The sequence below is a fragment of the Amphritea balenae genome, assembly GCF_003858655.1.
Classification (GTDB): domain Bacteria; phylum Pseudomonadota; class Gammaproteobacteria; order Pseudomonadales; family Balneatricaceae; genus Amphritea; species Amphritea balenae.
Genome location: NZ_RQXV01000015.1, coordinates 59,129 through 72,171 on the forward strand (window position 1 = coordinate 59,129; position 13,043 = coordinate 72,171).

Here is a 13,043-nt window from a genome sequence, read left to right on the forward strand (position 1 = left end):
GGCTGGCAAATGACGTGCTGAGACAATAGCTTTACCTAGTTTTACTGTCGTATGGTCCGCAAAGCTGTCAGCTTTACGGAAAAGGTCTGGAGATACCTTATGAATCAAACGTTTACCAAGTCGATGGCAAGGAACATCTTCTATGGCGGAAGCTTGTTCTTCCTGCTGTTGTTGATAGGCTTGTCCGCACACACGGTGACGGTTCTCCCTGAACGGGACAATCGTCAGAATCTTACCCCGGAAGTTGTTCTGGGTAAAAAGGTCTGGGAAGACAATAACTGTATCGGCTGCCACACCCTGTTGGGTGAAGGTGCTTACTTTGCGCCTGAGCTGGGCAATGTATATGAGCGTTTTGGTCGCAGTAAAGATGCGATTAAAGGCTTTATTATGAGCCGGCCAGTTGATGGCATCCCAGGGCGTCGCAGCATGCCTCAGTTTAATCTGAGCGAAGAAGAGCTGGATGCAGTTGCTGAATTTCTGAAGTACACCTCAGAAATTAATACAAACAACTGGCCACCAAATATTCAGGGCTAAGGGGCAATTATGAAGTATTCATCTCAAGCTGTTGCCAAACCGTACTTTATTGCGGCGATTGGCCTCTTTGTCGGACAGATCCTGTTCGGTATTATTATGGGATTACAGTATGTAATCGGGGATTTCATGTTCCCTGAGATTCCATTCAACGTTGCCCGTATGGTGCACACGAACCTGCTGATCGTATGGCTGCTATTTGGCTTTATGGGTTCAGCTTACTACATGATTCCAGAAGAATCTCAGACTGAACTGTACTCGCCTAAACTGGCGATGCTGTTATTCTGGGTATTCCTGGTTGCAGGCGCGCTGACTATTGTTGGTTACCTGGCTGTGCCTTATGCACGTCTGGCTGAACTGACGGGCAATGAGCTGTTACCGACCATGGGACGAGAGTTCCTCGAGCAACCAACTATTACCAAGATCGGTATAGTCATTGTTGCACTGGGCTTCATCTTTAACGTAGGTATGACTGTACTACGTGGCCGTAAAACCGTTATCTCAATGGTAATGATGATTGGTCTGATCGGTCTGGCAGTATTCTTCCTGTTCTCCTTCTACAACCCTCATAACATCGTGCTGGATAAGATGTTCTGGTGGTGGGTTGTTCACCTTTGGGTAGAGGGCGTATGGGAACTGATTCTGGGTTCTATCCTGGCATTCACTCTGATTAAAATCACCGGTGTTGACCGTGAGGTAATCGAGAAGTGGCTGTATGTGATCATCGCCATGGCGCTGATTACCGGTCTGCTGGGTACAGGTCACCACTTCTTCTTCATCGGTACTCCTGAGTACTGGTTGTGGATCGGTTCTGTATTCTCTGCCATGGAGCCAATTCCATTCTTCATGATGACTCTGTTCGCATTCAACATGGTGAACAAGCGTCGTCGTCAGCATCCTAACCGTGTTGCCACTCTGTGGGCACTGGGTACTGGTGTAATGGCATTCCTGGGTGCTGGTGTATGGGGCTTCCTGCACACTCTGGCTCCGGTTAACTTCTACACTCACGGTACGCAGATCACTGCCGCTCACGGTCACATGGCATTCTACGGTGCTTACGTAATGATCGTACTGACTATGATCTCTTACGCGATGCCGATGTTGAATGGTCGTGAAGCTGCGAACAGCAACAAATCTCAGGTTGTTGAGATGTGGGGCTTCTGGCTGATGACAGTATCAATGGTGTTTATCACATTGTTCCTGACTGGCGCCGGTATCCTGCAGGTTTATCTGCAGCGTTATAGTGAAACTCCGCTGCCATTTATGGCGGTTCAGGATCAGATCTCTATGTTCTACTGGTTGCGCGAAGCGGCTGGTGTGATCTTCCTGATCGGTCTGTTCACTTATATTGCTAGCTTCTTTGTTAAAGGTGAAGAAGCACGCCTGACTGCAGCTGAAAACGTAGTTTCCCGCTAAAACAGGGTATACTGTCCCCTCCACACCAGGCGGGGACAGTTTTTTCTGATCGATACCATGCTCCAACCACAACAGCTTTACCGAAATCTTAGCCGCACTGCTTTTTTCATACTGTTTTTGCTTGCTCCGATATCCGATCTGTTTCGCTATGACCTGACACTGGGACACTTCATCCTGTTTGGCCAGCCATTAGGGCTGGGCATCGATCAGGCAGTGGCTGGTGTGACAGGGACTGATGCCGCCTTACAGGTATTGTTACGGGTGCTATTACCTATCGTTGTTATTGTCGCGACTGGTATATGGATAGCAGCAAAATATGGGCGTTTGTATTGTGGCTGGCTCTGTCCTCATTTTTCAGTGGTAGAACTGATTAACGGGCAGATGCAAAAATTACTGGGTCGTCCGACGATCTGGGAAAAGGGTAGTAAACCCCACAGTACCCCAGCCTGGCTGATGCTGGTTTTTAGCAGCTCGCTGATGGCACTGGTCTGGTCGATTGGTTTGTTAGGTTATTTAGTACCGCCAATCGAGTTGTATAATGATCTGCTGAATTGGCAGTTAAGTGGTGGCAGAGTGATATTCATCTGCGCTGCGACCTTGATTTTTCTGGCAGATTTTTTGTTTGCCCGACATCTGTTTTGTAAATTTGGTTGTGCTCTGGGGGTGTTCCAGAGCCTGCTTTGGATGATGAATCCCAAAGCCCTGATGGTCAGTTTTGATAGTAAACGAGCTGATCTTTGTAAGGACTGTAACAAGGCTTGTGATACAGCCTGTCCGATGCGGCTACCGGCCCGTAGTATTAAACGCCGTAAGTTTACCTGTACCCAGTGCAGTGAATGTATTCATGCCTGCAACGAAGTACAGAAAGATAATCCGGATGGCGGGTTATTACACTGGACACCCGGTGACCAGCGACGCGATGCTGAGAGTGACCGGATGATTCCCACACTTAATATTGAAAGCCGGAAAGAGGAGGAATGATGACAGCTGCTGAATTACCCCATTCCGCAACCGGTACCAAAATACTGCCAGGTGATTTTGCCATCTGGTTGTTTATTCTGGCTGAACTCAGTGTGTTTGCACTGCTATTTTTGTTGTTTGCTATTACCCGGGCACGTTTCCCCGAAATGTTTGCCAATGGACAAGCGAATGCCAGCATTGGTGCGGGACTGATAAATACCGTCGCACTACTGACCAGTAGTTACTTTGTTGTGGCTGCGCAGCGAGCGTTGTTGAATAATCTGCGGATTAAAACCGTCATTAACATAGTGTTAGCGCTGGCCTGTGCCTGTATCTATCTGGTAGTGAAAAGTTATGAATATATGCATATTGGTGGCATGGGCTTTGGTCTGAGCACTAATGATTTCTATTTCTTTTACTTTGGTTTGACCGGTTTTCATATGCTGCATGTGATTCTGGGCATGCTGGTGCTAATTTTTCTTAGCGTTAAGGTTTATCTGGGGCACTATCATAGCGGCCGGATAAATGAGTTTGAGAGTGGTGCCTGTTACTGGCATATGGTGGATCTGCTGTGGCTGATTCTGTTTCCACTGGTTTATGTGTTGCAGGGGTAACGGACGATGATTTCTGGAACAAAACTAATTGCAGTCTGGATCTTCCTGTTATTTCTTACCGGCGCGACAGCGCTGGTCGCTGAGCCTTATACCTTAACTATTGGCTTAGCGGCGATAGTTTTGCTGGTGACTGTGGTTAAGGCCAGTCTGCTGGTGGACCATTTTATGGGGCTGAAAAATGCTCCGCTGATGTGGCGTGGACTGTTATTGGGCTATGCCCCGGTCCTGGCGATCTGTATTACGCTGACTTACGCCTTTTGAATACAATTTCTTTTAGATATCCGGGAGATGCGCAATGAGCACTGTTTCTCAATTGAGCCAAACAGAAGAACTGCCGTTTTATGAACCTCAGGGCGATGAGGTTGAACTCTTCATGCATGCTTACGAGCATAAACTGCCGGTACTGATTAAGGGGCCTACCGGTTGTGGTAAAACCCGCTTCATCAGCTATATGGCCGATAAGCTGGGCCTGCCTCTCTATACCGTTGCCTGTCATGATGATCTGAGTGCTTCGGATCTGGTCGGTCGTCACCTTATTGGTGATGGGGCGACTGTCTGGAGTGATGGTCCGTTAACGCGGGCGGTTCGGGAAGGTGGTATCTGTTATCTGGATGAGGTTGTTGAAGCCCGTAAAGATACCACGGTGGTTATTCACCCGTTAACCGATGACCGACGCATTTTACCGATCGACCGTACCGGTGAAACGCTGCATGCGCCGGATAACTTTATGCTGGTGGTTTCATATAACCCAGGCTATCAGAACCTGTTGAAGGGGATGAAACCAAGTACCCGACAGCGTTTCCTGTCGATGAGTTTCGATTACCTGTTGCCTGAGGCTGAAGTTGAAGTGTTGCTGAATGAGACTTCAATAGAAAAGGCCATGGCTGAGCGGTTAGTTGTGCTGGCCAATACTCTGCGTGAACTGAAAGACCAGGATCTGGAAGAGGGCGCCAGTACCCGTTTGCTGGTATATACCGCTACCCTGATTAGCACGGGCTTTGACCCGGTTAAAGCCTGTCGAGCGGGTATGATTGAGCCGCTGAGTGATGATCCGGACACCGTGATTGGTTTGATGGAGCTGGTACAAGCTGCCTTTGGCAGTAGCGAGCAGGAATAATCTTTCAGTTAGCGGAGTCGTAGAGCGATGGAAGAACATGTAGGTCAGGTCTGGGACCGATTTATTACCAAAATTGCCAATCAGGGCTACCCTGAAGCGGCGGTTACCCTGGATCAGGTAAAAACCCCGTTAGGTGTTTTTTACCGGGCGTTGGGTGGTGATAGCGCTCTGCGTATTACTGCGACTACTGCAACACTACATAAAGCCCGGCGTAGCTGGTTGCACAAAGTGGCCGGTACCGGAAAAAAAGTTGAACTGGCATGGCAGGATGAAATCTGTCTTTACCTGCCGGCACAACTGGACTTGTTTCCTGATGCTCAACTGAATCGTGATCTGTACTTCTGGTTAGCAGCGATGGCCGGCACGCCGGTACCTGCGCAAACCCATCGTAACCTGAACTGGATTGTTGATAATCAACAACGTACCAGTAAAACATTGCAAAAGTATCGCGGCCTGCATCAGCGTTATCAGCGACTGGTTCGGGCCTTCATTGCTTTGCGTCCTGATCCGGTTAAGTTAAAACCTGAAATTGCCGCTCAGGAGCAGGCAATTCAACAGGCGCTTATCGATCCGGGTTCGATTACAGAACTACCTGAAGCGCGTTTTGCACCTGAGCCGGTGCCACTCTGGCTGCATCCTAATCCACCGCATAATGGCGGTTTGTCCTCTAGCAATGAAACCAAAGACCGTAATGCTTCAAAAGGTGAGACCCGACAGGCTGAGCAACGCCGTCGACAGGCTGAGCGAGTGGATAAGCCTGATGAACAGGGTGCGAACCTTGGTGTACGTCATGAGGCCGATCTGTTCTCTTTTGCTGAGTTCTGCAAGATGGATCGCAGCACCGAAGAGGAAGACGACCTGGACCAGGCGGAAGGTATTGCCAACGATATCGATAAGATGTCGGTAACCCAGGACAACACCACCGTTGCCAGTCGAATTAAATTTGATCTGGATCTGCCCTCTGAAGAGGAAGATGATATCCCGCTGAACGAGGGTATTCTGTATCCCGAGTGGGATTATAAGAAAAATATTATGCTGCGGGACTATTGTCAGATTATTCCCATGATGAGCCGTAAAGCGGTTGATTGTGAGCTACCGGTGCACCTGCAGAAGCCGGCGCGTCGGTTACGGCGACAGTTTGAAAGTCTGGCGGCCCGTCCACAATGGATTCGGGGTCAGTATGAAGGCGATAAGCTGGATCTGGATGCTTATCTAGATTTTCGTGGTTCGGCTTCCAGTAATGGCTCAGCGAATAGTGGTGATCCGCGACTGTACTACCAGAAGCGGCCTTTAGTCAGGGATATGGCTTGCCTGTTACTGGCTGACCTGTCGCTCTCTACCGATGCCTGGGTCAATGATAAGCAGCAAGTGGTTGATGTGATTCGTGATTCAGTACATTTGTTTGCCGAAAGTCTGCACGCCAGTGGCGACCAGTTTGCCATTCATGGCTTCTCATCACGCCGACGCCAGCATGTGCGTTTTAACTGCATTAAAGACTTTCATGAAAGTTATAACGCTAAAATCCGCGGTCGCATCGCTGATATCAGTCCGGGTTTCTATACCCGAATGGGTGCGGCAATCCGGCATGCCACTGATCTTTTAGGCAAACAGTCAGCCCAGAAAAAACTTCTGTTACTGTTGACCGATGGTAAGCCCAACGATCTTGACCGTTATGAGGGGCGGCACGGGGTTGAAGATACCCGTAAGGCGATTCTGGAAGCACGGAACCAGGGTTTAATACCTTTCTGTATTACTATTGATGAGGAGGCAAACCAGTACCTGCCTTACTTATTTGGCAGACAGGGCTATACTTTTATCCGTCAGGCTGAGCAGCTACCTAAGCGATTGCCGCAACTTTACATGACGCTGACTGGAAAACTGCTGGGCAGTTAAGGGCGAAAGTCAAAAAAAACAGTTTAGTGAATGGGTTAACAAAAAAAGATTGCAGTTGGCACTGGCAGTTTAGGCTACTCAGGTTATGATAGGCCCCTCAATCTATCTGTAACGGGTAAACCTGTAATGCCGGAATCCAGACTACAGTCTATAGTCGCTGAACACTTTCTTTTTTCTTCTTTGCCGGAAAAGTCGCAAGAATCGCTGTCGCATCATTGCCGCACTATAAAGCTGAAGAATGATGAGACCTTGTTTCATCAGGGTGGTGATGTACATAATTTCTACATCGTTCTGGCAGGTAGCATTAAGCTGTTCCGGGTTTCGCCTGATGGTCAGACTAAAGTCATCGAAGTGATTCGCACCGGTGGCACATTTGCTGAAGCACTGATGTTTATGGAGCAGGTACGCTACCCTCTGAACGCCTCAGCAATGGGCGCAACCGAGGTAATGGCGATCCCCAATAATCTCTATAAAGAGATCCTTTTGGCTGAACCCCAGTGTGGGCTTAAACTGATGGGTAATATGGCAACTAAGCTGCATCGCCGAATCAATGAAATTGAGATACTGACGCTGCAGAACACCCGGCACCGTCTGGGCAACTACCTGTTTGGTCTGGCCCCTGATCCTGCTGCGAAACAATGTGTTGTACAGCTACCGATGGCGAAACAACTGATTGCATCTCAACTGGGGATGCAGCCGGAAACCTTTTCCCGTCTGATGAAAGAGATGAAAACCCAGGGACTGATCGATGTGAATGGCGCTGAGATCAATGTTTTTGATCTGCAGAAACTGCGAGAGTTTGGTCACTAAACAGATTGAAAGGTTGAGCAATTAAATAAAAAAGCCTGACAGAGTCAGGCTTTTTTTTGGCTGTTTGAAACCTGATGCTTTAAGGCGGTTGCGGTTAATGGCAACGCCGCTGCTAGCAGAACCGGATAGACCACCGGATTGCTGAATGTAGGTAGCAGGTTAGCCGGGCCGAATAAAACCAGTGCCATCGCCATGTTTATCGCCGCTAATAATGCGATACCCTGAATTAACTTCTGCTTTATCAACAAGGCACCGAGAAGCATTACGCCCGAAACAGTTACGGCAACTATCTGGGTATACAGCTCGCCGTACTCCATGCGTCGCAGTAGCTCAAACAGGGCAAACAGACCTATCAGCCAGCGTCCCCATGCCGGACGAGTCCAGTGATCATTGCGGGCTGCTACTAATAACGCTGAAGCAATTAATGGCAGGGCTGCGTAATAAGCCAGATTGCTAAGCATACGCTGCAGGGTCTGGATATCGGCGCCGCCCTGATTTAATAAAATCTCAGCCAGCGCTGAAACACCGATAAAAAGGCTGCTGAGAGCAGCAGCCTGAAGCGTTGATTTAGGCTCATCAGGTAACTTTTCTGCGCTGCGTTGCAGTTGATACGCAGCCATCAGCGCACCGATTAACAGTGCGCCGAATGCCAGACTTATCAATGCGCTTACTCCGCAGCCAGCTTAGCGAATACCCGATCAGCCGCTTCGATGGTAGCGTTGATATTCTCTTCAGTATGCGCCTGAGACATAAAGCCTGCTTCAAACGCGGAAGGTGCCAGATAAACACCCTCTTCCAGCATGCCGTGGAAGAAGCGACCAAACTTGTCAGCATCACACTTCATCACTTGTTCGAAGCTGGTCACTTGCTCCTGATCGGTAAAGAACAGACCGAACATGCCACCTACCTGGCTGGTAGTGAAAGGTACGCCGTGACGTAACGCCATCGCTTCAAGGCCTTGTGCCAGAAGTTCAGTCTTGGCACTCAGCTTCTCGTGGAAGCCTTCTTCCTGCAAGGCATTCAGCATCGCCAGGCCTGCCGCCATAGCCAGAGGGTTACCTGACAGCGTGCCCGCCTGATAAACCGGACCTAAAGGCGCGATATATTCCATAATTTCACGTTTACCACCGAAGGCGCCAACAGGCAGTCCGCCGCCGATAACTTTGCCCATAGTGGTCAGGTCAGGAATAACGCCAAAATGGCCCTGCGCGCCGGTCAGGGAGACCCGGAAGCCGGTCATAACTTCATCCAGGATCAGGACGGTACCGTACTCATCACAAACCTCACGCAGGCCTTCAAGGAAGCCAGGTACGGGTGGGATACAGTTCATGTTGCCGGCAACAGGCTCAACAATAATACAGGCGATCTCGTTACCAATTTCAGCAAAAGCCTGACGTACGTTATCGATATCGTTGTAAGTCAGCGTGATGGTGTGTTCTGCCAATGCTGCAGGTACGCCTGGAGAGCTTGGCTCGCCGAGTGTCAGCATGCCAGAGCCTGCTTTCACCAGCAGTGAGTCAGAGTGGCCGTGGTAGCAGCCTTCAAATTTAACGATTTTGTCGCGCTTAGTGTAACCACGGGCCAGGCGGATGGCGCTCATGGTTGCTTCAGTACCGGAGTTAACCATCCGTACCAGATCCATGCCCGGCATGATATCGCAGACTTTATCAGCCATATCGATCTCAATCGCTGTCGGTGCACCAAAGCCAAGACCGCTATTCATCATCTCACGTACGGCATCCATTACTGCCGGATGCTGGTGACCCAGAATCATCGGTCCCCATGAGCCAACATAATCGATGTATTGCTTATCATCTTCATCAAACAGATAAGCACCTTCACCACGCTTAAAGAAAATCGGGTTACCACCCACACCTTTAAAAGCACGTACCGGTGAATTTACGCCACCAGGAATATGGGCCTGAGCGGCCTGAAAAAGTGATTCTGAACGGGACATAATGATCTCTCTTTAAAATCACACAAGTTCAGATTTTCCCTCATGCTTTGTTGCAAACGTACTCGCTCGGTCATTTATAGCTATAAACTCCCTCGCTGCGTGCGCTTGCGCCTCGCCTGAGAAAAAATCAATTCCTTGTACTAAGGCCCATTTAGGAAAACAGGCTGTTGAATTGGGCTGCACGATTACAGATATTGTCGTTGGCAAACAAGCTGTGTATCACAGCGACCATGTCTGCACCTGCAGTAATAACTTGCTCAGCATTATCCATATTAATGCCGCCTATCGCCACCACCGGAACAGGTAGTGTTGATCTGGCTTCAGATAGTAGCTGTAGCGGGGCGGGTTTGGCTTCAGGTTTAGTGCTGGAAGCAAAAAAAGCGCCGAAGGCAACATAGTCACAACCTTGCTGGCAAGCGGTATTGGCCAGCGCCAGTGAGTCATGACAGGTATTGCCGATAATACTGTTGTTTCCCAGATACTCCCGGGCCTGACTTACAATGCCGTCGCTTTGGCCCAGGTGTACCCCGTGAGCACCGATCTGCTTTGCCAGTTGGATATCGTCGTTGATCAGTAACGGACGGCTGAACTGATTGCATAGGTCCAGTAACGCTCGGCTTTCAGTCAGACGTTTATTTTCATCAGTCGATTTGTCACGATACTGAATGATATGGGCGCCGCCACGTAATGCTTGTTCTACCTGAAACAGCATAGCGTCAGTATCTGGCATTAACTTGCTATCGGTAATAGCGTAAAGGCCGTGTAGTTGGTGCTGTAAATCAAATTCGGTCATCAGTGTAGCTTCTGAGTGTAAAAATGTTCGATCTGATCGCGGGTAATAATACCGGCAATATCGCGGTTTAATTTCACTATATATAGTGCATCCAGCCGATCATGATTCATCTTATCCAGTGCTTCTTTAAGTGTGGCATTGATCGGCAATGGCGCTATATCTTTACGTACTGCCGGTACTTCGGTTAGATCCAGTCTGAGTTCAGGATTGAAGCCATCCCGTTGCGAGATTGCCTGAATAAAGTATTCAAGGTCTGCCGGAAAAAGAATATCGGTAGGTGTGCCTTTTTTGTCTTCAAGAACCATCCATTCAGGCCTGTTTCCCAGTACCTGCAGAGCAGCATCTGCCGTAGCAAAATAGCCTGAGCGCACAAAGTCGGTTTGCATCAGACTGGATACGCCCAGTCGTGATAAGGCCTGAGTCAGCGGTTCCTGACGATAGTCCAAGCCTTGTGCTTTCAGAGAGGTCAGGAAAATCGATGGCTGATTAAAGAAGTAACGCACGGTGGTGGTAGCCACCACAATGGTCAGCATGCCCGGAAAGATAATATTAGGATTGCCAGTCAGTTCTAACAGGGCGATCAGGGCTGCCAGGGGAGCATTCAGTACTGCACCCATCATCGCACCCATGCCCAGCATGGCGTAAAAGCCTATACCTGAGTGTGATTCACCAGTAATAAGGGCGATGATCACACCAAAGCTCGCGCCGGTAACTGCGCCAATGTAAAAGGTTGGACCGATTAATCCACCAGGGATGCCCAGCCCCAGAACAAAAGGCGTAAGCAGCCATTTCGCAATGAGCAGACCGATCAGCAGTTTAAGCTCTGCATTACCCTCCAGTGCCATTGAAACAGTGTCATAACCAACACCCATCACCTGTGGATAAAACAGTGCGACGATACCGGTTAATATGCCCGCAGTTAGAAAGCGAACGGTCATCGGCCATTTTATGCTGCGCTGAGTCTGTACCATGATACGAATAAATACCGCAGCCATCAGCGCAGTAACCAGGCCTAGTAAAAACACATAAGGCAGCTCTGCCAGAGATTGAATCTGCAGTGCGGGTATTGAGAAAGCGGGTTCATCGCCATAGGCGGCTTTGATAAGTAGCGCTGCTGTTACTGAGGCAACCAGAACCGGAGTGAAACCGATGACGGTATACTCCATCAGAATCACTTCCATGGCGAAGATAACCCCAGCCAAGGGTGTGTTAAATGAGGCTGATATTGCAGCGGCAACACCGCAGCCGACTAACAGGCGTAAAGAGTTATTGGGGAGTTTGAGGGTTTGTCCAACCAGACTGCCACAGGCGGCTCCCAGATGCACCGCGGGACCTTCCCGGCCAACCGACTGACCACTGAGAATAGCGATGCCGGCGCCGAAAAACTGAACCAGCATATTCTTCGCAGGCAAGTGGCCCTGGTGATAGCTGAGCCTTTCCAATACGTGCACGACACCCACTTTGCGGGTGGCAGGAAGCAGGTTCCAGAATAAAATCAGTAACAGGATGACACCGAAAACAGGTAAAGTGAATCTGACCCAGGCGGGTAATCCTTCAAAGTTTTCATTGTGATTACCGGGTAGCCAGGCTTCCAGTGGCAGATCTATCATCAGACGAAAAGCCAGGATGAGCAATCCGGACGCCAATCCGGAAAGGATTCCCAGCAGTACCAGCTGCGGCAACGCTTCGGCGTGTGCCAGCCGGTTACGAAAATGTTCGAATGAAAGTGAATCCTTAAACATTAATATTCAGGACCTGTCTGATGAAAAGTGCAAAATTTGCGGGCCCTGTAATAGCAATGGCCACCGAGGGTTTGTATCATATGGGACTAGTATATAAAACCGTAGAGAGAATTGAGAGGTCAATGTGATCAAAGTAGGTATCGTAGGCGGCACCGGTTATACCGGCGTAGAGCTGCTCAGGCTGTTAGCAAACCATTCCGGCGTATCTGTGGAAGTTATTACTTCCCGTTCAGAGGAAGGCGTGCGAATCGACGATATGTACCCGAACCTGCGTGGTCACTACGATCTGCAATTCACGGTGCCTGATGTTGATCAGCTGGCCCAGTGTGACGCTGTGTTTTTTGCCACACCTCACGGTGTTGCGATGAAGATGGCGCCGGAGCTGGTTGAACGCGGCGTAAAAGTGATTGATCTGGGAGCTGACTTCCGGATTAAAGATCTGGATATCTGGTCGCAATGGTACGGAATGGAACATACCAGTCCGGAGATGGCGGCTAAAGCAGTTTACGGTCTGCCTGAAATTAATCGGGAAGCGATCAAAAGTGCTGAGCTGATCGCCTGTCCGGGTTGTTACCCAACCGCTACCCAACTGGGCTTTTTACCCCTGATCGAAAATGATCTGATCGATCATCGTCGTCTGATAGCGGACTGTAAGTCGGGTGTTAGTGGTGCGGGTCGTGGAGCTAATGTCGGTTCTTTGTTATGCGAGAGTAGCGAAAGCTTTAAGGCCTATGGGGTGAATGGTCACCGTCATCTGCCAGAAATTAAGCAGGGACTGAGTGAGGCAGCAGGTCGTCCGGTGGGTCTGACATTTGTGCCACACCTGACGCCGATGATCCGCGGAATACATGCAACACTGTACGGTAAGCTGAAAGATCCGATGGATGGCTTACAGGAGATGTTTGAAGAGCGTTATGCGAATGAGCCTTTTGTTGATGTAATGCCTGCCGGTAGCCACCCTGAAACCCGCAGTGTTAAAGGCGCAAACATGTGTCGTATCAGCGTTTTCCGTCCGCAGAATGATGATACTGTCGTGGTTCTCTCTGCCATTGATAACCTGGTTAAAGGGGCCGCAGGGCAGGCGATTCAGAACCTGAATATCATGTTTGATCTGGCTGAAGATGAAGGTTTGCGTCATGTAGGCATGATGCCTTAGGGCTACAATTATAGAAAAGCATTCTGTCAGGTGAAATGTAATACTTGACTGAAA

General features: G+C 49.3%; 13 protein-coding genes. 9 read left to right on the forward strand and 4 right to left on the reverse strand.

Features of this window, described 5'->3' with window-relative positions; translation table 11 throughout:
* Nucleotides 1–99 precede the first annotated feature (99 nt).
* The 8 genes from EHS89_RS19695 (at nucleotide 100) to EHS89_RS19730 (ending at nucleotide 7,341) form a co-directional block, all read left to right on the forward strand.
* Complete coding sequence (locus tag EHS89_RS19695) at nucleotides 100–534, forward strand: c-type cytochrome (RefSeq protein WP_124927885.1); 435 nt, start codon at nucleotides 100–102, stop codon at nucleotides 532–534.
* Between the two features lie 9 nt (nucleotides 535–543).
* Nucleotides 544–1,947, forward strand: a complete 1,404-nt coding sequence (locus EHS89_RS19700; RefSeq protein ID WP_124927886.1) for a cbb3-type cytochrome c oxidase subunit I — start codon at nucleotides 544–546, stop codon at nucleotides 1,945–1,947.
* Between the two features lie 57 nt (nucleotides 1,948–2,004).
* Nucleotides 2,005–2,928, forward strand: a complete 924-nt coding sequence (locus tag EHS89_RS19705; RefSeq protein ID WP_124927887.1) for a 4Fe-4S binding protein — start codon at nucleotides 2,005–2,007, stop codon at nucleotides 2,926–2,928.
* Entirely contained in the window at nucleotides 2,925–3,521 is a 597-nt protein-coding gene (locus tag EHS89_RS19710) for a cytochrome c oxidase subunit 3 (RefSeq protein ID WP_211340383.1), read from the forward strand. Before EHS89_RS19705 ends, EHS89_RS19710 begins: the two co-directional genes overlap by 4 nt.
* A 6-nt stretch (nucleotides 3,522–3,527) precedes the next feature.
* Nucleotides 3,528–3,782: a cytochrome C oxidase subunit IV family protein gene (locus EHS89_RS19715; RefSeq protein ID WP_124927889.1), complete on the forward strand. Its 255-nt coding sequence runs from the start codon at nucleotides 3,528–3,530 to the stop codon at nucleotides 3,780–3,782.
* A 34-nt stretch (nucleotides 3,783–3,816) separates the two neighbouring features.
* Complete coding sequence (locus tag EHS89_RS19720) at nucleotides 3,817–4,638, forward strand: CbbQ/NirQ/NorQ/GpvN family protein (RefSeq protein ID WP_124927890.1); 822 nt, start codon at nucleotides 3,817–3,819, stop codon at nucleotides 4,636–4,638.
* A gap of 27 nt (nucleotides 4,639–4,665) precedes the next feature.
* A complete protein-coding gene (locus EHS89_RS19725) occupies nucleotides 4,666–6,531 on the forward strand; it encodes a nitric oxide reductase activation protein NorD (protein ID WP_124927891.1) in 1,866 nt (621 codons plus the stop codon).
* 126 nt (nucleotides 6,532–6,657) lie between these two features.
* Nucleotides 6,658–7,341 (forward strand): Crp/Fnr family transcriptional regulator, encoded by a 684-nt coding sequence (locus tag EHS89_RS19730; RefSeq protein WP_124927892.1) that lies wholly within the window; start codon nucleotides 6,658–6,660, stop codon nucleotides 7,339–7,341.
* A gap of 44 nt (nucleotides 7,342–7,385) precedes the next feature.
* Here the strand turns inward: EHS89_RS19730 and EHS89_RS19735 are convergent, their stop codons facing one another.
* The 4 genes from EHS89_RS19735 to EHS89_RS19750 all read right to left on the reverse strand — a co-directional run bounded on the left by EHS89_RS19735 (nucleotide 7,386) and on the right by EHS89_RS19750 (nucleotide 11,833).
* On the reverse strand, nucleotides 7,386–8,003 hold the full coding sequence (locus EHS89_RS19735; RefSeq protein ID WP_124927893.1) for a hypothetical protein: 618 nt from the start codon (nucleotides 8,001–8,003) through the stop codon (nucleotides 7,386–7,388).
* A gap of 5 nt (nucleotides 8,004–8,008) precedes the next feature.
* Nucleotides 8,009–9,298 carry a glutamate-1-semialdehyde 2,1-aminomutase gene (hemL, locus tag EHS89_RS19740; protein WP_124927894.1) on the reverse strand — a complete coding sequence of 430 codons (1,290 nt, stop codon included), beginning with the start codon at nucleotides 9,296–9,298 and terminating at the stop codon, nucleotides 8,009–8,011.
* Between the two features lie 151 nt (nucleotides 9,299–9,449).
* The gene (gene thiE / locus EHS89_RS19745; protein ID WP_124927895.1) at nucleotides 9,450–10,091 is read right to left on the reverse strand and encodes a thiamine phosphate synthase; all 642 of its coding nucleotides are present in this window, start codon (nucleotides 10,089–10,091) and stop codon (nucleotides 9,450–9,452) included.
* Nucleotides 10,091–11,833, reverse strand: a complete 1,743-nt coding sequence (locus EHS89_RS19750; RefSeq protein WP_124927896.1) for a chloride channel protein — start codon at nucleotides 11,831–11,833, stop codon at nucleotides 10,091–10,093. The genes thiE and EHS89_RS19750 overlap by 1 nt, the downstream gene beginning before the upstream one ends.
* A 124-nt stretch (nucleotides 11,834–11,957) precedes the next feature.
* On the opposite strand from EHS89_RS19750, the gene argC reads away from it, so the two are divergent.
* Nucleotides 11,958–12,989: an N-acetyl-gamma-glutamyl-phosphate reductase gene (argC, locus tag EHS89_RS19755; RefSeq protein ID WP_124927897.1), complete on the forward strand. Its 1,032-nt coding sequence runs from the start codon at nucleotides 11,958–11,960 to the stop codon at nucleotides 12,987–12,989.
* Nucleotides 12,990–13,043: the final 54 nt, after the last annotated feature.

Bases quoted from the DNA above. Each gene is read 5' to 3' on its own strand.
- EHS89_RS19695 (WP_124927885.1), top strand. From the start codon at position 100: ATGAATCAAACGTTTACCAAGTCGATGGCAAGGAACATCTTCTATGGC.
- EHS89_RS19700 (WP_124927886.1), top strand. From the start codon at position 544: ATGAAGTATTCATCTCAAGCTGTTGCCAAACCGTACTTTATTGCGGCG.
- EHS89_RS19705 (WP_124927887.1), top strand. From the start codon at position 2,005: ATGCTCCAACCACAACAGCTTTACCGAAATCTTAGCCGCACTGCTTTT.
- EHS89_RS19710 (WP_211340383.1), top strand. From the start codon at position 2,925: ATGATGACAGCTGCTGAATTACCCCATTCCGCAACCGGTACCAAAATA.
- EHS89_RS19715 (WP_124927889.1), top strand. From the start codon at position 3,528: ATGATTTCTGGAACAAAACTAATTGCAGTCTGGATCTTCCTGTTATTT.
- EHS89_RS19720 (WP_124927890.1), top strand. From the start codon at position 3,817: ATGAGCACTGTTTCTCAATTGAGCCAAACAGAAGAACTGCCGTTTTAT.
- EHS89_RS19725 (WP_124927891.1), top strand. From the start codon at position 4,666: ATGGAAGAACATGTAGGTCAGGTCTGGGACCGATTTATTACCAAAATT.
- EHS89_RS19730 (WP_124927892.1), top strand. From the start codon at position 6,658: ATGCCGGAATCCAGACTACAGTCTATAGTCGCTGAACACTTTCTTTTT.
- hemL (WP_124927894.1), bottom strand. From the start codon at position 9,298: ATGTCCCGTTCAGAATCACTTTTTCAGGCCGCTCAGGCCCATATTCCT.
- thiE (WP_124927895.1), bottom strand. From the start codon at position 10,091: ATGACCGAATTTGATTTACAGCACCAACTACACGGCCTTTACGCTATT.
- EHS89_RS19750 (WP_124927896.1), bottom strand. From the start codon at position 11,833: ATGTTTAAGGATTCACTTTCATTCGAACATTTTCGTAACCGGCTGGCA.